Source organism: Waterburya agarophytonicola KI4 (assembly GCF_020640915.1).
Taxonomy (GTDB): domain Bacteria; phylum Cyanobacteriota; class Cyanobacteriia; order Cyanobacteriales; family Xenococcaceae; genus Waterburya; species Waterburya agarophytonicola.
Genome location: NZ_JADWDC010000005.1, coordinates 1 through 23,123, shown reverse-complemented (window position 1 = coordinate 23,123; position 23,123 = coordinate 1). Strand labels below are relative to the sequence as shown.

18 protein-coding genes are annotated in these 23,123 nt (G+C 37.6%); 14 read left to right on the top strand and 4 right to left on the bottom strand.

Annotation, left to right across the window (positions count from 1 at the left end; translation table 11 throughout):
• Positions 1–63 precede the first annotated feature (63 nt).
• The 5 genes from I4641_RS03055 (at position 64) to I4641_RS03035 (ending at position 7,458) form a co-directional block, all read left to right on the top strand.
• Entirely contained in the window at positions 64–2,244 is a 2,181-nt protein-coding gene (locus I4641_RS03055) for a GumC family protein (RefSeq protein ID WP_229638985.1), read from the top strand.
• Positions 2,245–2,570: 326 nt separating this feature from the next.
• Positions 2,571–3,824: an O-antigen ligase family protein gene (locus tag I4641_RS03050; protein WP_229638984.1), complete on the top strand. Its 1,254-nt coding sequence runs from the start codon at positions 2,571–2,573 to the stop codon at positions 3,822–3,824.
• 73 nt (positions 3,825–3,897) lie between these two features.
• Positions 3,898–5,103, top strand: a complete 1,206-nt coding sequence (locus tag I4641_RS03045; RefSeq protein WP_229638982.1) for an oligosaccharide flippase family protein — start codon at positions 3,898–3,900, stop codon at positions 5,101–5,103.
• A 136-nt stretch (positions 5,104–5,239) separates the two neighbouring features.
• Entirely contained in the window at positions 5,240–6,481 is a 1,242-nt protein-coding gene (locus I4641_RS03040) for an endo-1,4-beta-xylanase (RefSeq protein ID WP_229638981.1), read from the top strand.
• Between the two features lie 218 nt (positions 6,482–6,699).
• Complete coding sequence (locus I4641_RS03035) at positions 6,700–7,458, top strand: DUF8692 domain-containing protein (RefSeq protein ID WP_229638980.1); 759 nt, start codon at positions 6,700–6,702, stop codon at positions 7,456–7,458.
• Positions 7,459–7,486: 28 nt separating this feature from the next.
• Here I4641_RS03035 and I4641_RS03030 read toward each other — a convergent pair whose 3' ends face one another.
• Complete coding sequence (locus I4641_RS03030) at positions 7,487–8,518, bottom strand: hypothetical protein (protein WP_229638978.1); 1,032 nt, start codon at positions 8,516–8,518, stop codon at positions 7,487–7,489.
• A 239-nt stretch (positions 8,519–8,757) separates the two neighbouring features.
• Between I4641_RS03030 and I4641_RS03025 the strand changes: the two genes are divergently transcribed.
• Both I4641_RS03025 and I4641_RS03020 read left to right on the top strand, forming a co-directional pair.
• Positions 8,758–9,471, top strand: coding sequence for an acyltransferase (locus I4641_RS03025; RefSeq protein ID WP_229638977.1), 714 nt, complete (start codon positions 8,758–8,760; stop codon positions 9,469–9,471).
• Positions 9,472–9,577: 106 nt separating this feature from the next.
• Positions 9,578–10,555 (top strand): glycosyltransferase, encoded by a 978-nt coding sequence (locus tag I4641_RS03020; RefSeq protein ID WP_229638975.1) that lies wholly within the window; start codon positions 9,578–9,580, stop codon positions 10,553–10,555.
• Positions 10,556–10,592: 37 nt separating this feature from the next.
• Here the strand turns inward: I4641_RS03020 and I4641_RS03015 are convergent, their stop codons facing one another.
• Positions 10,593–11,774 (bottom strand): hypothetical protein, encoded by a 1,182-nt coding sequence (locus tag I4641_RS03015; RefSeq protein WP_229638974.1) that lies wholly within the window; start codon positions 11,772–11,774, stop codon positions 10,593–10,595.
• Between the two features lie 445 nt (positions 11,775–12,219).
• On the opposite strand from I4641_RS03015, the gene I4641_RS03010 reads away from it, so the two are divergent.
• The 3 genes from I4641_RS03010 to I4641_RS03000 all read left to right on the top strand — a co-directional run bounded on the left by I4641_RS03010 (position 12,220) and on the right by I4641_RS03000 (position 15,053).
• Complete coding sequence (locus I4641_RS03010; RefSeq protein ID WP_229638973.1) at positions 12,220–13,287, top strand: NAD-dependent epimerase/dehydratase family protein; 1,068 nt, start codon at positions 12,220–12,222, stop codon at positions 13,285–13,287.
• The gene (locus I4641_RS03005) at positions 13,284–14,090 is read left to right on the top strand and encodes a WecB/TagA/CpsF family glycosyltransferase (protein WP_229638972.1); all 807 of its coding nucleotides are present in this window, start codon (positions 13,284–13,286) and stop codon (positions 14,088–14,090) included. Before I4641_RS03010 ends, I4641_RS03005 begins: the two co-directional genes overlap by 4 nt.
• A 168-nt stretch (positions 14,091–14,258) precedes the next feature.
• Entirely contained in the window at positions 14,259–15,053 is a 795-nt protein-coding gene (locus I4641_RS03000; protein WP_229638970.1) for a sulfotransferase domain-containing protein, read from the top strand.
• A gap of 23 nt (positions 15,054–15,076) precedes the next feature.
• On the opposite strand, the gene rodA is transcribed toward I4641_RS03000, so the two are convergent.
• Both rodA and I4641_RS02990 read right to left on the bottom strand, forming a co-directional pair.
• The gene (rodA, locus tag I4641_RS02995) at positions 15,077–16,384 is read right to left on the bottom strand and encodes a rod shape-determining protein RodA (RefSeq protein WP_229638969.1); all 1,308 of its coding nucleotides are present in this window, start codon (positions 16,382–16,384) and stop codon (positions 15,077–15,079) included.
• Positions 16,385–16,570: 186 nt separating this feature from the next.
• The gene (locus tag I4641_RS02990) at positions 16,571–17,197 is read right to left on the bottom strand and encodes a molybdenum cofactor guanylyltransferase (RefSeq protein ID WP_229638967.1); all 627 of its coding nucleotides are present in this window, start codon (positions 17,195–17,197) and stop codon (positions 16,571–16,573) included.
• 15 nt (positions 17,198–17,212) lie between these two features.
• Between I4641_RS02990 and I4641_RS02985 the strand changes: the two genes are divergently transcribed.
• The 4 genes from I4641_RS02985 to trpB all read left to right on the top strand — a co-directional run bounded on the left by I4641_RS02985 (position 17,213) and on the right by trpB (position 22,849).
• The gene (locus tag I4641_RS02985; RefSeq protein WP_229638966.1) at positions 17,213–17,587 is read left to right on the top strand and encodes a hypothetical protein; all 375 of its coding nucleotides are present in this window, start codon (positions 17,213–17,215) and stop codon (positions 17,585–17,587) included.
• A gap of 250 nt (positions 17,588–17,837) precedes the next feature.
• On the top strand, positions 17,838–19,382 hold the full coding sequence (locus I4641_RS02980) for an LCP family protein (RefSeq protein WP_229638965.1): 1,545 nt from the start codon (positions 17,838–17,840) through the stop codon (positions 19,380–19,382).
• Between the two features lie 45 nt (positions 19,383–19,427).
• On the top strand, positions 19,428–21,506 hold the full coding sequence (gene recJ / locus I4641_RS02975; RefSeq protein ID WP_229638961.1) for a single-stranded-DNA-specific exonuclease RecJ: 2,079 nt from the start codon (positions 19,428–19,430) through the stop codon (positions 21,504–21,506).
• A gap of 110 nt (positions 21,507–21,616) precedes the next feature.
• Positions 21,617–22,849 (top strand): tryptophan synthase subunit beta, encoded by a 1,233-nt coding sequence (trpB, locus tag I4641_RS02970; protein WP_229638960.1) that lies wholly within the window; start codon positions 21,617–21,619, stop codon positions 22,847–22,849.
• Positions 22,850–23,123: the final 274 nt, after the last annotated feature.

The window sequence follows — 23,123 nt, the reverse complement described above, 5'->3', positions numbered from 1 at the left end:
AACCAAAAATAATAGTTCAAACATAAATAAATTTAATTACAGTAAGTTCATCAATTAAGATTTATGGATCCTAACTTACATTTAGAAGAATATATAGACTTTAATCGATATTGGCAGGTTATCAAACGTCGTTGGGTACCAGCTACGGCAACTTTCGCGGGAATATTGGGAATTTCTTTAATTGCTGCTTTGACTTCAGAGAAAGTATTTGAAGCCGAGGCACAATTACAAATTAAACCAGATAATACAGAAAACGTATTGGGGATTAAAGGAGTTGCAGGAGAAAGTAAAACCCGAGTTTTAGATTCTAAAGATCCTCTAGAGACTGAAGCGAAAATTCTTCAATCTCGACCCATCGTCGAAAAACTAATTAAAGAATTAGAACTCAAAGATAAAAATGGTAAAACTTTAACTTATAAGAATGTAGCCAAAAATCTTCAAGTAGAGCCTGTGATTGGCACAGAATTATTACAGGTAAGCTATGCAGATCCCGACCCCGATGTTGCGGTGGCATTTGTCGATCGCGCGGTAGAAATATACAGGGAAGACTATGCTTTATTTAGTCGTAGAGAAGTAGAAAAAGCCAGAAATTTTCTAGAATCAGAACTGCCCAAAGCAGAAGATAATGTCAGACAAGCGGAAGAAGAACTACGCCAGTTCAAAAATCGCAATCGCATACCCGACATTGATGGCATAACCACTACTACAATTGATTCACTCTCTGGAGTTGAAGGTCAAATTGACGGAGTTGAAGCAGAATTAAAAGACATTAATGCTCAATTTAATCGATTGGGGACTCAACTAAACATGACTTGGCAGGAAGCTTCTGCGGTCAGTTCCCTCAGTCAGTCTATCAGCGTCCAAAGAGTACTGGGTCGACTACAAGATGTGAAAGTTGCCTTAGCTCAGAAAAAAAACTTTCTGTCTGATAGTGCGCCTCAAATTGTTAGTCTCAAGGAAGAGGAAGCCGATCTAAATGCTCTTTTGGAACGAGAAATTGCTAGTACTTTAGGCAGTCAACCAAGCAATTTAACTAGCAAAATCAATATCCTTAGTTTGGGAGAACTAAAACAAGCTCAGTTAGCTCAATATGGTGAATTGGGACTGCGTAAAGAAGGATTGGAGCAAAAGTTAGCCTCTTTGAGAAATACTTACAGTGCTTACCAGCGCAGATCGGATAATTTACCACAATTGCAACAGCAACAAAGAGAGCTACAGCGCAAAGTAGAAGCTGCTCAAAAGAATTTCAACACTCTTTTGTCCCGAAAGCAAGAAATAGATGTTCTGGTTAATAAGGATAATGATAAAGTGCGCGTAGTAGCAAATGCAGCCCTAGCAGAAGATCCGGTAAATCCTGATGGTAAGGTTATTGTCGCTGCGGGAGCTATGATGGGAGCTTTGTTTGGCATGGCGTTGGCTTTCTTGCTCGATTTGAAAGATAACACCATCAAAAATACTCAAGAAGTAGAAGATCTGTTTGCTTATCCCCTACACGGTATTGTTCCTAATTTAAGCTTAAGTCCCGAAAAAGGTCAATTGCAGTTGGCAGGGACGACTACGGCAAACTTGCCAGAGCAAGTAGTAACCGATGTTTCGATGCTTCCTCTTAAGGAAGCTTATCAAAATATTCAAGTCAATCTCAAACTTTTGGATAGCGATACCGAACAAAAACTTATTGCTATTACCAGTTCCGTTCCCCAAGAAGGTAAATCTTCTGTCTCAGCTAATTTAGCTGTAGCTCGCGCTCAATGCGGTCAAAGAATTTTGCTAGTAGATGCGGATATGCGTCGCCCTACTCAGCATCATATATGGGAAATTTCCAACCAAGTCGGTTTGAGTAATGTCCTCAAACATGAAACTCAATGGGAAGATGGCGTACAAAATGTCATGCCAAATTTAGATGTTTTGACCGCAGGAACTATTCCCGATCATCCTATTGCCTTGCTTGATTCTGCTTTTATGAAAGCTTTTATCGATAATGTAGCTCGACACTACGATCAAGTAATTTTTGATACTCCTCCTATTATTGGTATTGCCGATACCAAAATTATTGGCAAACTTGTAAATGGATTTTTGTTCGTGGTACGTCCTGGAGTGGCAGATTATGGCAGTGCTTCTGCTGCGAAAAAAATGTTAGACAGTACTGGACTAAAAGTGTTGGGTGTAATTGTCAATGGAGCAGACATGAATCGAGAACCCTATTACTACAATAGTTACTATTACAAAGAGCAAAACAACAATTAAATACGATCGCTAGTTAGGTATTTGATTTTTATAGAATCAAATACCCGATCGCATTGCGTCAATAGTAATTAATTGGATTCAATAAATGCGATCTCTTTATTTTAGTTTGTCTTTGTATGTAACTAATATTTATAACTAATATTTAAAAATTGATTGAATCTAATATTAGTTAAAAATAATTTTTAAAATCTCTCCCCCTAATACGTTTTTCTTTCAATTGCCTACAAATAATTGATATGCAAAGCATTGCTAGTTTACAGCCTGTGGGATGGTGTGGGAGGTAGAGATCGATGTATAGCAATAGTTTCCAGCATTGGTAGAACAAGATGAAACAGTCAATTCGTCCATTTGAAAATATATTTACAGTGATATCTTTATTGTTGTTTTCAAATGGATTTTATCCCATCATTTTGGGCAACACTGTAGGAGAAGGAGATATAGATAGTCCCCTACTGCGGATGGTTTTTATAGGTATATATTTTGTTACTCTAATCCTGCTTGCCTTTCGCTGGCAGAGAACTTTAACTATTTTAAATAGTAATTTATGGCTGCTATTCTTGCTCGGCTTGGCTGTTGTTTCTATATCTTGGTCTTCTGTACCTCATATAGCATTTAGAAAAGTTGTTTCTTTAATTGGAGCAACTTTATTCGGGGTTTATCTGAGTTCTCGATACAATTTTGAAGAGCAATTAAAAGTTTATAGCTGGACTTTTGGAATTGCTTTATTTTTTAGCTATATCTTCGCCCTAGCTTTACCGCAGTATGGAATTATGAATACCGATGCTATTGTGGGTGCATGGCAAGGAATTTTTCCTCACAAAAATGGTTTAGGAGAAGCTATGTTTGTTGGATTTATGACCTTCTATTTTTCTTCAATCATAAGTAAAGATAGGCAAAAAAAATTGTTCTTTCAAGTTTGCTGTTTCTTGTCAGTATTAATAATTTATTTTGGAGAATCTGCTACTGCTTTGATGAGCGTACTTTTTATTTTTTTGACAGCTCAAGGGTTGAAAAGATTATCAATAACATCGAAAAAAAGCGTATTGATCCTCTTGATGTTTTCAATTTCTACCGTTATAATTTTATTTTTATTTTTAGCAAATTTCAACGCATTTCTGACTGTTAATGATAAAGATGTAACTCTCTCTGGAAGGACAATTCTGTGGGATACTTTATGGCAATTTATTAGAGAAAAACCTCTACTGGGTTATGGCTACGGTAGTTTCTTTTCTGGTGAAAGTCGCGAAGCAAATTTACTTTGGCAGATACATGATTGGTCTCCCGTACACTCCCATAACGGATATATTCAACTGTGGTTAAATCTAGGACTTGTTGGTTTGTGCGTATTTACTCTTGGCTATTTTAGCTGTTTATTTAACTCTTTATTCAAGTATTTAGTATCTAAAGATCTGCGAATGCTCTGGATTTTCTTGTTTTTGATATATACTGTATTTTTGAATATGACAGAAGTTTCTTTCTTTTCTTCAAGCAGTATTTGGATTGTAGCTTTAGCTTCCATATATTCAATGAAAATAAAAACTCAAGTAATAACCGAGAAAAAGGTAGTAGCATCTACTTAATTAATTAATGTCAAAAAAGAGGTCTGATTCAAAGTTTAATAATCTATTGCAAAGTAAAACATTAAAAAACTCTTTGACGATTTTTAAGTCATTTATTTTAAAGTTAGGCGTTCAAGGGGTTTATTTTGTAATTTTAGCTCGTACCTTCGAGCCAACAAGATATGGAGCTTATGTCGGTATAGTTGCGATTGTTTCTATTTTTATTCCTTTTGCCAGTTTGGGGGCAGGAGAAGTCTTAATTCAAAATGTTTCTCGCGATCGCACTTTGTTTAGAGAATATTGGGGAACAACAATCCTTAAAACTCTAATTTTTGGCTCTATATTTACTTCTTTAATCTTAATAATTTATCAATTTATACCCATACCTGGTATTTCTATCTGGGCGGTATTTTTAGTTTCCTTAGCCAATCTAATTTTTTTAAGGTTAAATGATACTACTAGAGATGTTTTTATTGCTGTTGGGTTGATTAGTCATACTGCTAAATCGATTATCATGGTTGCTCTCAATCGATCCTTTGCATCCGTACTCTTTTTACTTTGTTTTGACGACCACAGTATATTAACTTGGTGCATATTATATTGTTTTGCTACATTCGTTGCATCTTTGATGTCAACTTTTTTAGTAATCAAGCAAGTTGCTTATCCTAAATTTAATCTATCTAAGGTAGGAAAAGAATTAAGATTGGGACTTTCTTTTGCGGTGGGTATATCAGCTCAGAATATTTACAATGACTTAGACAAGTCAATGTTGGCGAAGTTGTCTACTTTAGAAGCCACGGGGATATACGGTGCTGCCTACCAGATTTTAAACGTAGCATTTACTCCCATACAGTCAGTGGCATTAGCTTCGTTTAGAAAGTTTTTTCAACAGGGAGCTTCGGGTATTAAAGGTAGCTTTGCTCTATGCAAAAAACTATTACCTATGTCTTTGGCATACTCTATGATAGCCATTGCAGGCATTGCCATTTGCTCTCCAATCATACCTAAGATATTAGGTTCGGAGTATCAAGATTCTGCTGCTGCTTTGATTTGGTTGTCACCAACAATTGTCTTTAGAACCATGCACTTTTTTGCAGCAGATACCTTAACTGGAGCAAACTATCAAAGTGTTAGAACTACGGCTCAAGTAATAGTAGCGATTTTTAATGGTTTATTAAACTTCTGGCTAATTCCTCTCTATGGCTGGCATGGAGCTATTTGGGCAACAATTGCATCAGAATTTTTATTAATGGTTTTTCTTTGGGGAGCTATTTATAAATATCACAATCAATCTACTTGATTTCAATGATATCTTAATAACATAATGATTGCGATTTTTATAACTTGAATATAGATAAATATACAGAGGTAAATTTTTATTTTTTAAGGATAAACTTAATAATGTAAAGCTATTATGAAGTCAAGAATCTAGTTCTATGACTAAAAACAAATATCAAAAAGGAAGACGTTCATTTCTTTTAGGATTGGGTGGTTTCAGTGCCTTAAGTTTGGTACATAAACACCTGTCTTCTACTGCACAAGCAGAGGAAGTGAGGGAATATATTAATAATTTAACTAAACAAAATAATAAAGCTAGAGGAGAAACCTTACGTCAATTAGCAGCAGCAAAAGGTATTAAATATGGTGGCTTTACTCAAAGATCTCACACAGATATTTCTAACGATCAAAAGTTTCAAAGAATTTTTACCCGAGAATATGAGGTTGTAGTTGGAGGCTTCTTTGGCGTTACTGTAGGTCCATTTGGTAATAACAACTATAATTTTAGTCAAACTGATGCTTTTCTCAATTTTGCCAATCAAAATCAGCTTGATTTTCGAGGTCATCCTTTAATTTGGAATGAGTTTAATTCAGATTGGTTAATTAATAAATTCAAGGCTAGCGAGACTACTAATAGTGAAATTGATACAATTTTTACCAATCATATTAAGACAATAGCCCAGCGTCATGCAGGAAAAGTTAGCTCTTGGGATGTAGTCAACGAAGCGATCAGAGTGGAAGATGGTCGTAGCGATAATTTAAAAGATACTACTAAAAGTGGTGTTCGAGGAGAAAAATATCGTACTTGGCTGAATTTCCTCGGACCAGACTATATCGAACGTGCTTTTAAGATCGCAGCCGAAGCCGACCCCAATGCAATCTTGACCTACAATGATAATGGATTAACCTACAGCAATCCTTTTGGTAGCAGCTACGAAGAACAGCGTAGAGCAGCCATTCTTCGCTTATTAGAACGGTTGAAAGCTAAAGGTACGCCAGTTCATGCCTTAGGAATTCAAAGTCATCTTGAAGGACATCGTAATAAAGAGTTTGATGCTCAGAAATTTCGTAAGTTTTTAAGTGATGTCGCCAGTATGGGTATTAAAATTATTATCTCAGAATTAGATGTCAGAGATAATAAACTACCTAAAAATATTGCCGAACGCGATCGCGCTGTGGCGGAAGCTTATTATCAATATCTTTCTGTAGTACTAGATGAGCCTGCTGTTACCACAATTATTAGTTGGGGATTGAGCGATCGCCATACTTGGATTTCTAGTTTTGCCCCCAGACAGGATGGTGCAGCAGTACGCCCTTTATTGTTAGACCAGCAATACGAACCCAAATCTGCTTGGAAAGCAGTGGCGAGAGCTTTGAAAGAAGCTCCTAGTCGGCTATGAATAAATTAAAAAGTCATTTCCGATAGTTTATGTTTCTCGATCTAAGTAACTTATGTCGAGTTTTTTATTGGTAACAAGCAGAAGACTTTGCTATCGATCGCCATAACTCGATCGGATAAATATTGTATAAAGTTAAGAACCAGTGGGTATAAAATTATTATTGGGTTAAGGTATTATTAATAGACCGTCGTTCAGTATCGAGTTAACTACAGATATTTATGAGGTCTAGTCAAGTTTCAGAGCAATTCGAGCTACCTGTATATAACCTATCCGCTAAAAGAGTTACGAGATTCTTGCTTTCAATAATTGCCTTGTTAGTTCTGTTTAATCTCACAGAAAGAGTAATTGTTTATTGGTTCAATGCTACTAACGGTACAGAGCTTATTTCTCATTACTTTAATTTTGACCAGGAATCTAATTTTCCTTCTTTATATTCTGCTTTAGCTTTAGGATTTTGTAGTTATCTTTTGGCAATTATTACTACCTTCAGAAAAACCCAAAAAGCTAAATATGTCAAACATTGGAAAGCACTATCTTTTATTTTCTTATTTTTAGCTTTCGATGAAGCCTGTAGTATCCACGAGCTATTAATTCCTATTTTGCGGGGAGCAATTAATGCAAAAGGTATCTTATATTTTACTTGGGTTATTCCTGCATTCTTTTTATTAATTGTTTTTCTGATTGCTTTTAGAAAATTTATTCAAAATTTACCTACTAAAACAAGAACGCTATTTATTTTAGCTGGAGCAGTTTATGTTGGTGGAGCTTTGGGAATGGAGCTAGTAGGAGGTTATATAGCCGATAATTATGGATATACAACTATATATGGCATCGCTTCTAGTATTGAAGAATTACTAGAAATGTTCGGTATAGTGATCTTTATCAATGGCTTATTGTCTTATATTCAATCTCAACTGAGCGAGCTACATTTTTCTCTATCTTTTAAATCGTCAAGTAATAAAATGACGTCTAGATAAGTAATCTCGATCGATCCTAAAACATTCTCTACTCCACAATATTATTAATAAAATTATTGAAGAATCGTTCGGGAGCTATAAACTGGCGATATACCTCGCGATTTTGCGCTTTAATTGCCTTAAATTCTCCTTCAGTAGTGTTCTCAAAGTGTTCTAAAATTATGTCTCCTATTTGCGCTAAAGATTCGAGAGAAATTTTGATTATATGAAGCTTATCTTCAAAAGGAATTACAAGATCTGTATCTAAAACTATTGGTATTCTTCCTGCATTTAATGCCATATAAAAACGTCCTGAATAATTACCCGTCCCTCTAACGCACAAAATATAGTCAGATTTACTAGTATTTTCAATAAATAAATTTTCTAGAGCAATACGATTATTTTCGTCATTAGAATAGTAACTTTTATGATCATTCGTGAGGTCGAAATAACTATTTAGTCTTTTGTCCGAGGTTAGTAAATTAACTGCTATTTCTCTTAACTTGAGGCTCATGCCTTCTCGGAGTCTAATATCAACCTGAGAAGCTCTTTTTCCTTGAGATAGGATATATTTAGTCAGGATACTGGGTGCAGCAAACTTTGCTATATTTGATAAAGTACCCATGGAAGAAGTAGTCCCACAAAAACCAATTGTCGGTTTTTTGGGTTTAGATGAAATCTTGAGCGCATCTAATTTATTTTTGGTCCTATAATTACTCCAAAAAGGACATTCTGTCTCAAATGGTTGCTGCAAGCTTTTATATAAACCGCAACGTAATATATGAGTATTTGGTAGATTCAAAAACACATCAGAATCGCTGGTCCCATCGACGATCAGCGGCTTATTATATCTTTTTGCCTTGGTCGCTGCATCATAAACGCGATCGTCAAATTCTAAAGTTTCTGGGTGGAAAACTCGTCGGGGATAAATAGCGATCTCACAATCTTGAATCGAATCAACTTCTATATGATTAGCTCCATCGATATATGGAGTGAAGATTGGATCTCGATCTTTTGGTCTGAGAGACCACAATATTTCTACACGAGTAGTTCCCAATGCTCCAAAAGTATATATTTTCATTAATTATTATAAAAGTCTAATTATTTATCTGAAAGTACGATCTAATAAATTAATTGAGAAAAATTCTTATCAAAAGCTAGATGTTATTCTCAGATATGTTTAAAACATATATTAAAACTACTTTTTTCAAGCTAGATTTTTACCGCCATCAATTATTGTAGTGATGTCAATCAAAGCCGTCTGTCGTTAACTTATGAATTTATTTCATTGGCAACAGTCGAACGAAGAGATTAAGAACAATGAACAAAACATATCAAATATATCACTGGGCAAAAAAAGCGAACATTTATTTGACTGATTATCCTCGAACTAGGGACATTATAAGAAAAATATTTGTCAAGTGGCAATCAACTAATAACCATACCAAGATTGAGGGCAAATCCAATAAAATAGATATCAATAATTCTATAGTTAAAAATTCTAGTTTTGATATTAATGGCGATCGCAATACAATCGTCATCGGCGCAGAGGCAATTATTGAAAATGTGACTTTTTATATTCGTGGTTGCGACCATAATATTTATATTGGCAAAAACTGTCGATTTACCAATGGAGGTAAAATTTGGATCGAAGATCGCAATTGCAACTTATCAATTGGAGACAATACTTATATTGTCAATGTAGATATTTCTATCACCGAACCCAATTCTTCGATTGAAATAGGCAAGAATTGTTTGTTTGCTTATAGTATTGACATTCGTAATGGCGATTCTCATTCAATTATCGATTTAGCCAGTGGCAAGCGGATCAATCTAGCCCAGAACATTAAGATTGCAGACCACGTATGGATTGGAGCCTATTCTAAAATTCTTAAGGGAGTTACCATCAACCAAGATTCTGTAGTAGGTATTGCTTCGGTAGTAACCCAAGATGTGTCGAGTAATACTGTCGTTGCGGGTATTCCAGCTAAAGTTATTAAAGAAAATATTACTTGGGACTCAGAGAGAATCTAAGAGAATCTAAGAGTAAAATTAAATTGATGGTGATAAAAAGCGATCGCTGCCAAGTTTTTACAGAATAATTGCTTTTTTAGAGACTATAGTAAATATATTTTTCATAATGCCTGATAATACAACAATAAAAAAAGCCTCTGGTTTATTTTTAGTCTGGAAAAAATATCAAAGAAGACCAGAAGTCCTAGCTCCCTCCATTAATTGCGAACTAAAATTTATCCCTCATTTATTTAGCAGTAAATATCTACGACCTTTAGATTATCTAATTAAATTAATTGTTAGCATCAAAGATATTTGGCTGAAAAAGCCAGACTTTGTAGTGGCTCAATGTCCTCCTACATTTAGTGCTTTACCTGCTTGGTTAACCAAAACACCTTATATAATTGACGCTCACAACCCCTTGTTTCAAGTGGAAATGTGGCAAAAACTACCTTTGAGCCAAACTTTATTGCAAGATGCTTTGGGCATAATTGTCCATAACTCTGAAATGTATCAGTTGGTTAGCAAGATCTCTCCTGATTCTCAACTATTTACCATCTCAGACCCCATTGTGTCGATTGCACCATCCTCCCCTCTACAACGCCAAGCAAAACAAATTTTGGTCATTGCTTCTTTCGATCCTTGGGATGAGCCTGTCGAGTTACTAATTCAAACCATGAAGGAATTAGCAGAATATCAGTTTGTAGTCACGGCCGATGTTAAGAAGCTAGATTCGGCAACAGCAGCTAGCCTTAAAGAATTAAATAATGTTAGTTTGACTGGTTTTTTAGCTCTAGAAGAATATCATAATATGCTTTGTTCCAGTCTTGCTGCGTTGGTTTTAACTACTAGTAATGCAACTCAACCCAGTGGTGCTTGTGAAGCACTATCTTCCGATACGCAACTGGTGATTAGCAAAACCACTTTAACCCAAAAACTCTTTGGAGATTGGGCGATAGTGGTTGATAATTCAGTAGAATCGATCGCTGCTGCCATTAGAGGACTATCACTACGAGAGCTAGACCTTAGTGAAGATCGCGATCGATGGAATACCGCGTTGCAACAAGAAATAGATCGCATGGCGCGACAAATAACTCAACGATGATAAGTTGAATCACCGTGAGTTTCTAATTTAATTATGCTTACTTACCTACCAATCTGGGATAAAGATTGTTGGGTAAATAACTCTTAGATAACTTTTGGGCAGAGGATTTAAGTTGTGACAATTGTTGTGGATCTTTGGCAAGATCCTTAATCAACTCTACTAAATGCTCGTAACTGTCAAAAAACAAAGTACACTCGTAAAATTCTTCAGAAACATTGTATTCTTTAGGTAAAAAACCAGGCTTCGCTGCTCTGAGCATATTAAAGATCATGCCAGATTCCTTGGTTTTACCATAAACTTCTGTACTATTTTTGCTAATAAATTGATTGTTTAATAATATATCGCAATTGGCGATCGCTCTATCGAATTCCTCTCCGTAGACAAATGTATCGTGATAGCAAACTTGATAACCACTATTAATTAATTTCTCAATTGCTGCTCCCATTTCATCTTTCTCGCGATCCGTAACATAGCCTAATAAATAAAGATCGATGCGATCGCTCAAAATAGCAGCATTTTCTTCTAAAACGGCAAAAAAGCTTAAATAATCTCGTTTAGCTTGAGTAATCACTCCTGGTATACAAATTCGTAACACTTTGTTGTCTTGGGAAGAATCTTCCATTCCTTCATAAATAGCAAAAGGAAAGATCGTAATGGGAGATTTGCAAGAATACTCCTCCAAAGCTTCCTTTTGTCCTTCACTATGAACGATCAACTGCAAATTATAGTTGCGATCAAAATTATCTAACATTTTTTGACGAATAGGTCGATAAACTAAATAATCGCGGACTGCCCGCGCAATAATACGAGAATATTGTCTATTTTGATCCTTATTTTTTAAACTAGGAATCAAGGTATTAATGGCACGGCTAAAATCATCGTTATACCATTCTTCAATTTGATGTACGTGGAAATATATATCTTTTGTTTGAGGTTTGAACTTGCCAAATTCAAGATAGTTATCAAAAATAGTACAAATATGTATGCGATCAAAAGCAATCTTTTCTGCACTATCTAAAAGCTTTTTCAAAGATTGATTTTCTGCTAAGATTACCAATTTACAGTTCTCGGGCAAGCCATTTTCTACAAGTGCTTTTTCAATTGAAGGTAGGGTATAAACTATTATTTCATTGTCAGGATTGCTAGCGTAAGTTTTCACTAAACCGTTTACCGCAGAGTAATGGTTTGGTTCGCTAACTTCAAATATTCCAATTAACATAATGATAATTTTTTAACTAAATGACTATATAATACTCAAACAAAAATAACTAATCCATGTCTGATACTGACTCGATCCTAGACAACAAAATCTTGAAATATAGTTAACTACCTACCCCCTGAAAATTTATCTCCTATATCAAGTAAATCATGAATTATTTGCTTGAGTAGCTTCTACTTAAAAGGTTAAAAGTTGTTTTTTTAAACTTAGTAATCATACCATCGTTACATTTTTTTTGTCCAAATATTTTTATCATGAAGTTTGCCAATTAGCTATCGACATATTCACAAGTTCCATAGTAATATTACTAAAATTACTCGTGAATCTACGTAGTAGAAAATACGCAAAAAATAAGCCAAAATATTTAGATTCTAAATCTTTTGGTTGGGTTTGAAGGAACAAGCTTAGAAACAAGTTAAATAAATAATTAGAAATAAAGTTAAGTATGGGCGTAGCACTTATCACTGGTTCGGCTGGTTTAATTGGCTCCGAAGCTGTCAGGTTTTTCAGCAGCATTGGTATGAATGTTGTCGGTATTGACAACGATATGCGGAAATTTTTCTTTGGCGAAGAAGCTTCTACTAAATGGAATCGCCAAAGATTAGAAAAAGAAATTGATAACTATCAGCATAAAGAAGTAGATATTAGAGACTACGAAGATATTAAAGAAATATTCCAACACTATGGTAGTGATATTTCTTTAATTATTCATACTGCTGCTCAACCCTCCCATGACTGGGCTGCCAGCGATCCCTTTTCTGACTTTACTGTTAATGCCAACGGTACTCTAAATTTATTGCAAGCAACTCGTGAATACTGTCCCGATGCGGTATTTATTTTCACATCTACTAACAAAGTATATGGAGATACTCCTAATGCTTTGCCTCTAATCGAGGAAGAAAAGCGTTGGGAAATAGATTCATCTCACCCATACTATGCAGGTATACCCGAAAGCATGAGTATTGACAACTGCAAACATTCTTTATTTGGGGCTTCCAAGGTTGCAGCGGATGTCTTAGTCCAAGAATACGGACGCTATTTTGGCATTCGTACTGCTTCCTTTAGAGGGGGTTGTTTGACAGGGCCAAACCACTCTGGTACGGAACTTCATGGCTTTCTTGCCTATTTGGTCAAGTGTACTGCCATTGGCAAACCTTATACCATCTATGGTTACAAAGGAAAGCAAGTCCGCGATAACATTCATTCTTCAGACTTGATCGCTGCTTTTTACGAATTCTACAAAAACCCCCGTGTGGCTGAAATATACAATATTGGTGGCGGTAGAGACAGCAATTGCTCGATGCTGGAGGCGATCGAAATTTCGGAAAAACTTTCAGGTAAAAAGCTCGACTACTCCTACACAGATGACAACCGTAGCGGGGATCACATTTGGTATATCAGCGATCTAGCAAAATTCAAATCTCACTATCCAGATTGGTCGCTCAAATACAACATCAACCAAATCTTGACAGAGATTTACGAAAGTGGCGTAGAAAGATGGAATGAACAATGATTGACCAAGGAAAACATTCTATATTAGGAATTAATATCAATGCGGTAGATTATGATTCTGCCGTTGATCGCATTGTTTCGGCAGCTAAAACCAAAGAAGCTTGTTCTGTAAGTGCTTTAGCCGTACACGGTGTAATGACGGGATTTCTAGATCGGGTTCATGCTAGACGATTGAATGGCTTGGATCTAGTCGTACCCGACGGGCAGCCCGTTCGATGGGCATTGTCTTGGTTGCACGGCAAGGAACTACCCGATCGCGTATACGGACCCAACTTAACCTTAAAAGTAGCAGAATCATTAACTAAAGAGGGCTTGAGCATCTACCTTTATGGTAGTAAGACAGAAACTCTCGAAAAGTTCGCTCACAATTTGGCTCAAATGTATCCTGGGTTAAAAATTGCGGGCATGGAAGCTTCCAAATTTAGAAGACTTGACGAATCTGAAAGGTTGGCATTGGTACAACGAATTAAAGATTCGGGTGCAAGTGCTGTTTTCTTAGGATTGGGTTGTCCGAGACAAGAAACTTGGGCTTATGAATACCGTAACTTGCTCAATATTCCAATTCTGGCTGTCGGTGCTGCTTTTGATTTTCATGCTGGAACTTTACCCCAAGCTCCTAAATGGATGCAAGATGCAGGTTTGGAATGGTTTTTCCGTCTGACTCAAGAGCCAAAAAGATTGTGGCAGCGTTATGCTATTCTCAATCCTCTTTATTTGTGGCATATCTTCCAACAATATATAGGCTTGAGAAAATTCGCTCCTACAATGCCTGATGGGAAAGAGAAAATAGAGTCTTATGGGTAAGTAAATATGACCAGTTTAGTCAAGTTTTTTCCGATCTCTTCACGTTGTCTTTACAAAATTGTCTTTAACTGAAGTGTGAAAGAAGCAAGGATCTCAAATTAGTATGTATGATTTATATTTAGATATATCTAGTATTAACTTTGAGGCTGGTTTGAACTAACTATCATCATGTTACCCCTGTTTTACACGCCTTTAGAGTCTACAGTCAAGCAAAAATTTAGAACTCCTTTCATTGATGACAGTGAGAAAAAATTAATCGTCCACTGCTGTTATCACAAAGTGGGTACTGCCTGGTTTATTAGAATCTTGAGAAGTATCGCTAGATATTATGGCTTAAATTTTCAAAATTCCATCCAAAGCGATCTCAGAAGGGACACAGATATTTTTATGGAGTATATGAGTCGGGTAGACGTAGCAAAGCTGCCCGACTACATCGGCTCTCATATGATTCGTGACCCGCGAGATATCATTATATCGGGGTATTTTTATCATTTGTGGACAAAAGAAGAATGGGCGCACATTCCTCGCAAAAACTTGAAGAATTTGACTTATCAACAATATCTTCATTCTTTCAATCGGGAAGAAGGTTTACTAGCAGAAATGAGGGGGACTTCCCAAGAAACGATCGAAGAAATGTCTCGCTGGAATTATAACAATCCACACTTTATTGAGTTTAAATACGAAGATCTAATTACAAACGAATCAGCCGTTTTTGCTAAAATTTTTCGACACTATGGTTTTAATGAAGAAGCAATTCAGAATTGCCTTGGAATTGCTGATAAATTTAGTTTCAAAAATCAAAGTAGACGTAAAAAAGGAATAGTCAATCAAAAGTCTCATCTTCGTTCTGGTCGAACGGGGGAGTGGCGAGAAATATTTGGCGATCGCCACAAACAAGAGTTCAAACAAATATTTGGAGATGTTCTAATTAAGCTCGGCTACGAAACTAACAATGATTGGTAAATAATCAGGGTTTAAATATTCTCTTAATAAGAACGCCTAGTTTTTATTTCTCGATGATTGGCAACTGATTCCACGATACCAATACTTAAAAATCCTGAAAGCAAAGAAGATCGCCCGTAACTCATCCAGGGTAAGGGAATACCCGTAATAGGAGCAAGTCCAATTGTCATGCTGAGATTGATTACTACTTGGAAAGCGACGATCGCCAGAATTCCGATCGCCAGCAATGAACCAAAGTTATCCTTAGCAGTACAAGCAATCCAAACTAGGCGCATACAAATGAGCCATAACACCCCCAACAAAACAATACTGCCAACAAAGCCAAATTCTTCCCCCACCGCCGAAAAAATGAAGTCTGTATGCTGTTCGGGAATAAAATCAAGCTGCGTTTGCGTTCCTTGATGCCATCCTTGTCCCCACATTTTCCCAGCACCAATGGCAATACGAGATTGAATTAAATGATAGCCACCTCCCAGAGGATCTTGTTCGGGATCGAGGAACATAATCAATCGGGCTTTTTGATAGTCTTTCAAGAGCCCCCAGAAAAAATTACCTAATTCCACCGCACCCAAATTAATCGCCACCGCACTTAGGGTAGAAACAACTTTTGAGGGTAAAGTCAGCCAAGTAATTCCCGCCACGCTTAAAACCCACATGACCCAACCAGGGAGATACAAATGATAAAGAATTGCCGAAAATAAGGGGGAAATCATCAAAATCAACCAACCTGTTTTAGCATTCGCCCAATAGAGCATACTAATTAGCATTACCCCAAAAACCAAGGAAGTCCCCAAATCTGGCTGCAAAAAAACTAACGCCCAAGGAATGGCAGTAATTGCTAGGGTGCGGATCACTGTTTTAAGATCTGCTGCGTCTCGGTCGTGTAATAGTGCTGCTAAGACAATCACCATGCCAATTTTGGCAAACTCAGAAGGCTGGACGTTAAATCCTGCGATCGCAATCCAGCGTTGCGCGCCTTTAGCAGTTACCCCTGTTATCATTACGGCAATCAAAGAAATATTGGTTAAAGCATAAATCAACCAATACCAACGCAACAATATCTGATAACGCCAACGAGACAACACCATAACGACAACTAAACCCAGAATGCTAATTGTCCAATGTTGATAACTATAGTCGTGTCTTTCTCCTAATTCCGTACTGTAGATTGTCAAACCGCCAAATGTGGTTAATACCATTATAGATATCAACAAAACCCAATCCAATCTTTGCCAGGATAGAATTAGCGACCAAATAGATTGTCCGAAATATTGCAGCTTGACTTGAGGACTATTAGTCTTTCTAGACTGGGTACGAGATTCGATCGCCATTTATTTTTAAGAATAACTATCCCATGAGGACAATACTATTTCACTATTTCCGATTCTATCGACTATTTTCAGTTTGACAACCCTAACAAACAAATATCTGAAGCAGTCTTTGTCTACATCGACTTGTGGGTTTGAGAAGTAGAGAATTCGATCTCCTCTATCTCAAACAACTGAAACCAGAAGCTATTAGCGATCGCTAATCAATTTCCAATCTGCGGGAGTATTACAATTAAACAAACAAGTGCGATCGCTCATTTTCAACTCTCTGACCGCAAGATTTTTCAACCAACCTTGAAAAGACCGACCACCATTGTCTAGATAAAATTTTAGGGAGGATCTAGCGTTGCTACGATAAAAACCGCACAAAGTCTCCCAACCTTTGGGATGACGTGGTAAAAGAGCAATTTCTGTGGGTAATACTGTTGCCAAAGTTTTCGACCACTGTTTTACTTGAAACGAGGATAAGTAAGGTAGATCGCACGCCAGTAATAATACCCACTCTGTTTGAACTAGCTGTAAAGCTTGATGAAAGCCAATAATAGGCGTATTAGATCTTGTATTTAAAACCAATTCCTCTTTAACTAGTTGACAATTTGGAGGCAAAATAGATTGATATTTTTCAATCCAGGGAGTTACCACATAAACCTTAGTAGCAACTTCTAGAGCAATCAAACAAACATGAGACAACAATGTATTCTCACCCATATTTAGAAGAGCTTTATCTCGTCCCATGCGAGAGCTTTCTCCCCCTGCCAAGACAATGGCGGTAATTTCATGCTCAATTAATTCGGTTGTCCCATTTTCATTCATCATTCAGCAAAAATATCCATGAATAACCGATTATTAAATTCCCAAAAAATAGAGCGACATCTCAAACTATGGATTTACTTATTACCTGTTGTAGGGGTTATTCCTGCTGTTTGGACATTGTATCGACCCCAACCAAACAATGAGAGCAATTTAGCAGAACATCGGTCAGAAAAAAAAGCCAGTCGTCTGTCTCTTAATTTAGTTTTAATTTGGTTAATCTCATATACTTCCCTTTCTTTAGGTGCCTCTAATACTACTGGAATTGTTGCTTTTCGCTTGCTTTATGCCAATACTATTTTGACTACAGCCTATTTTGTAGCTTGTATATTCTTAATGTCTCGCTTGAGTCATAAAAGCTTGTCGTCAACAGATAAAATAGATCGAGTTTTATAAGCAACCACCAACATGACGAAGTTATGTATCTTGTGGTTGCCACTAATTTAAACTGTCGTTACTTTAGTGAAAAAGTTAAAATCAAATACAATCGCGGTAGAGTATACGGTCTATCAGACAATAATTTCTGCTCTAAGTATTTTTACTAACAAATAGCTGTTAATATTAATTGAATTACATTTGTGTATATAGATATCTTAATTTTCTTTTAAAAACATAATTAATTTTTATTTAGCATGAGGGCGAGAGAGTGCCAATTAGAAAAGCTTATCAAACCAACCCTTCAGGCAGAAATTCCTCTGCTAGGGTTGATTCAATTAACTATCATCCAACCATTAAAAAACGGAAATTGAATAAGAGAAGAGCAATTCTAGTCGGTTTAGGTTTAGCGGGTGTTTCTCTAGTATCAGCGGGAGTAGGTGCATTTCTAGCTGTTGCTCTATCTACCGCCTCTCCTCTACAAAAGGTAGAGTTGAGTCCTGAAGAACAAAAAGTTTTTAGTCAAGAAAAAACTGTCAGTGTGAAGAATCTTACCCTACCAGAACTAGACCGTCCCGTAAATGTTCTTGTACTAGGCATCAAAGTAATTACCTCCGATCTGGATAAAAAGGGAATAGATTATGAAAAACAAGATGTTGGTTATCTGCATCTAGTTAATTCCTTTGATGGTTTGAGCGATAGTATGTTGCTCCTACGGTTCGATCCCAAGAAAGAAAAAGTATCGGTATTATCCATCCCCAGAGACACTCGTATTTATATTGACGGACATGGGGTTAGAAAAATAAATCACGCCAACGAGTATGGCGGCCCCGCTTTGGCAGCTTCTACGGCTAGCGAGCTACTGGGGGGAATCAATATAGATCGCTATGTGCGGGTTAATGTCCAAGGGGTAGAAAAACTAATTGATGCTTTGGGTGGCGTGACGGTTAATGTACCCAAAGATATGAAGTATACAGATTTTAGCCAACACCTTTATATCGACCTCAAAAAAGGCATTCAGCACTTGGATGGCGATAAAGCGATGCAGTTTCTGCGCTATCGTTATGATGAATATGGCGATATATCACGAGTACAACGACAGCAAATGTTGATGCGTTCTACAGTAGAGCAAACTCTCAAACCCGCAACTGTAGTTAAGATTCCCAAAATACTTTCAGTAATTCAATCTCATCTCGATACCAACCTAACTGTTAGGGAGTTGATGGCACTGGCTAATTTTGCTTCTCAAAGAGATAGATCTCATATCAATATGATGATGTTACCAGGAGATTTTAATAGTGGAGACGAGCCTGTTAGCTATTGGTTGCCCAACTACGAAGGTATAAACAAGCTAATGGTTAGTCATTTTAATTTACCTTCCTACGAAAAAGAATATAACAATAATGTTCGCAACACATATGCCAGTTTAGACAATCGTTTTAATGTCACTAACCCCCGAATACGAATTGCGGTGCAGGATAGTACTAAAGATCAACAGGTATTGCAGTCTGCATTGGATGCTCTTCGAGGAGCAGGTTATAGAAGAGTATTTGCTACTAAAAATTGGCAAAATCCTTTACCCAAAACTAGAGTCATTGCTCAATCTGGAGATGACAAAGCAGCCGAAGAAGTAAAATCTGTTTTAGGCGTGGGGGAAGTAGTGGTTGAAAGTACGGGATATCTACAATCAGATATTACAGTGCAAATTGGTCGTGATTGGGAAAAGCAAATCAAGCCATTAATCGAATCCGATCTAGAAATTGACGAACAATTTGAAAGGCGATCCCAATTCGAGACTACTGTCGATCGCTTTTAATTTAATTGTTATACTGCTAATCGCCCCTGTATATATAACTGAATAATGAGCGATCGCTCGATCCGCCAATCCTTTCCTACTCAAAGATGGCAAATTGCTACCCCTAGCCCCGATACTGCTAAAGAATTAAGTGTCTCGACGGGTTTACTACCTTTAGTAGCTCAAGTGATTATTAATCGCGATATTGCTACTGCCGATGCAGCCCATACATATATCGAGCCAGAATCTCAAGATTTGCCTTCCCCTTTGTCTGAGTTTAAAGATTTGGCAGCTAGTGTCGAGTTGATTAAGAATGCGATCGCCGATGGGGAACAAATTGCTATTTGTGGGGATTATGATGCGGATGGTATGACTAGCACCGCACTATTATTGCGAGCCTTAAAACATTTAGGGGCAAAAGTAGATTACGCTATCCCCAGTCGGATGAAAGACGGCTACGGTATCAACGAGCGTATTGTGGAAGAATTCGCCGAACAGGGTGTGGGTTTGATCCTTACTGTAGATAATGGTATTTCTGCTTACGAACCGATCGCCAGAGCGATAGAATTGGGTTTGAGCGTGATTATTACCGATCACCACGACTTACCCGAAAAATTGCCTCCCGCCGATGCTATCTTAAACCCCAAAATGTTATCTGAGACTTCTCCCTACAAAGGATTAGCAGGGGTGGGAGTTGCCTATGTCGTGGCGATCGCTACTGCTCAAAGTTTGGGCAAAATTAAAGGTCTGACTAACCCTATTTTAGAACTGTTTACTCTAGGTACGATTGCGGATCTCGCCCCCTTGGTTGGAGTTAACCGTCGTTGGCTGAAAAGAGGTTTGCGAGCCTTGCCTAACTCGGAATTAGTCGGTATTCAGGCACTAATGGAAGTAGCAGAAATTAATGAAACCCAAAAGCAATTGAAACCCGATGATATTGGCTTTCGTTTGGGGCCAAGAATCAATGCTGTCGGGCGGATTGGCGACCCCCAAATGGTAATTGAGCTATTGACTACAGACGATCCTCAAATAGCCTTAGAACGGGCGGATAAATGCGAACAAACTAACCGCAAACGCCGTCAATTGTGCGAACAAATCGAACAAGAAGCGATCGCTTTGGTGGAATCTACTCCAATTCCCTGGAAAGAAAGCCGAGTTTTGGTAGTAGTATCGGCTGGTTGGCATCATGGAGTAATTGGCATTGTCGCATCTCGTTTAGTCGAGCGTTATGGCGTACCCGTTTTTATTGGCACTTATGAGGAGGAAGAAGAGGAAGTAAAAGAAAAAAAAGAAGCAAACAAAACTCCATTAATGATTCGCGGATCGGCACGCAGCATCGATGAATTTAATGTATTTGATGCCCTTAATTACTGTGGCGACTTGCTAGGTAAATATGGCGGACATCGCGCAGCAGGGGGTTTTAGTTTCTTAGCCGAAAATCTGGAAGCAGTCAAGCAAAGATTGAGGGAATTTGCTCACAAATGTCTAGAAGTAGAACACCTCAAACCTTTAGTCAAGATAGACGCGGAAGCTAGTTTTAGCCAAATTGATTTTGAGCTATACCAACAGTTAGAAGGTTTGCAACCTTGGGGAATTGGCAATAGTCCCCCCGTGTTTTGGACGCGGAATGTTAGAGTAGTCGAACAAAGAGCGATCGGTAAAACTGCAAAAATTCATCTCAAACTAACCCTACAAGAAGCCAATTCATCAACTAAAATCAAAGCTATAGCCTGGAGATGGGCGGAATATTGCCCGTTACCAGAATATTTGGATCTGGCTTATAAATTACAAGAAAACCATTGGCAGGGTAATACTAGTATTGAATTAGAGTTAGTGGGTGTTAGATTGCCCCAAACACCAGCAAGTAATAATATTTCTGCTACAAATCAACCAATTAAAAAACCCATCCAAAACAATATTCAAAAAGCAGTTTTTACTCATAGTGGCAGAATCTATGTATGCAGCAAAACTCCCAAAGAACTGCGGATCAGAAACGATCGGGGCAATGTTTTGGCAGTCAGTCAGGGAAATCCCACTGGTTTGTTAGGCAAGTCGAGAGATGAGGCAAAAGAAGTTAATGTGACTCAAGCACCTTATTTTCAGTTAATCAAAGCTGCCTTACAAGCGATCGCGGAAGATAATTAGTCCGCTGCAAAACAAGAGAATGATTTTGATTCACTTTATAATAAATCATTAACCAGGGATATCAGAACCCCTGACTTCCCCCACAATAAATTAAGCTTAGAAAAACTTTTATGACTGCTACTCCCATCAAAAATACTTCAACCTCAGTACCCGATAAACTAGGGCGTTTTGGACCTTATGGTGGTAAGTATGTTCCAGAAACTTTGATGCCTGCTTTAGCGGAATTGGAAGCTGCTTACAATAAATATAAAAACGATCCTGAATTTACTCAAGAATTACAGGGACTATTAAAAGATTATGTCGGTAGAGCAAATCCTCTCTATTTTGCCGAACGTCTTAGCCAACATTATACTCGCCCAGATTTTACCCCCGAAATCTATCTCAAACGAGAAGATCTAAACCATACAGGCGCGCACAAAATTAATAATGCCCTAGCTCAAGCTTTATTGGCAATTCGTATGGGTAAAAAGCGCATTATCGCAGAAACTGGTGCGGGACAGCATGGGGTTGCAACTGCTACTGTCTGCGCTCGTTTTGGTTTGGAATGTATTATTTACATGGGCGTAGAAGACATGGAGAGACAAAAGCTTAATGTCTTTCGGATGCGTCTATTGGGAGCAACAGTAGAACCCGTTTCTGCTGGTACGGGTACGCTTAAAGATGCTACCAGTCAAGCAATTCGCGACTGGGTAACTAATGTTGAAAGTACTCATTATATTTTAGGTTCGGTCGCTGGGCCTCATCCTTACCCTATGATGGTCAGGGACTTTCATGCTGTAATTGGCAGAGAAACCCGCCAGCAGTGCGAGGAGAAATGGGGCGGACTACCCGATATTTTAATTGCTTGTGTGGGTGGGGGTTCAAACGCAATGGGTTTGTTTTATGAGTTCATTCCCGAATCTAGCGTCCGCATGATTGGAGTAGAAGCTGCGGGGGAAAGTGTCGCCTCGGGCAAACACGCTGCTACTTTAACCGAAGGTAGCCCAGGAATATTACACGGTGCGATGAGCTATTTATTGCAAGATAATCAAGGACAAATTATTGAAGCTCATTCCATTAGTGCGGGACTAGATTATCCTGGTGTTGGCCCCGAACATAGCTATCTTAAAGATACTCAACGGGCAGAATATTATGCTGTCACAGATCTGGAAGCGATCGCCGCATTACGTTTGTTATCCGAACAAGAGGGTATTATCCCCGCCTTGGAAACCGCCCACGCTTTTGCCTATCTCGAAAAACTTTGCCCTCAATTAACAGGGAATCATCGTATCGTGTTTAACTGTTCGGGAAGAGGCGACAAAGATGTTGAAACAGTGGCTAAATACCTGGGAGATAAACTTTAAATAAGCAAATCGTTTCAGGAATAGAGGAATAAGGAAAAATAGAAATGGTTGAAAACGCGGTAGTTTTTTCAGTTGCAAGATGACTACAATAAAAGGGAATTAGCTATCATGTCTGAATCTAAAACCATGTTCAAATCCCGAATTCCTCTACAAACCCCCATAACTATTAAACTTCTACTCTTTGGCATATTAGTCACATTTTTTGCTGGATGGGCAACATCTATACTTCAGACGGTCATAATCTGAGCTTTATTAAAAGTCTGAAATCGTAAGG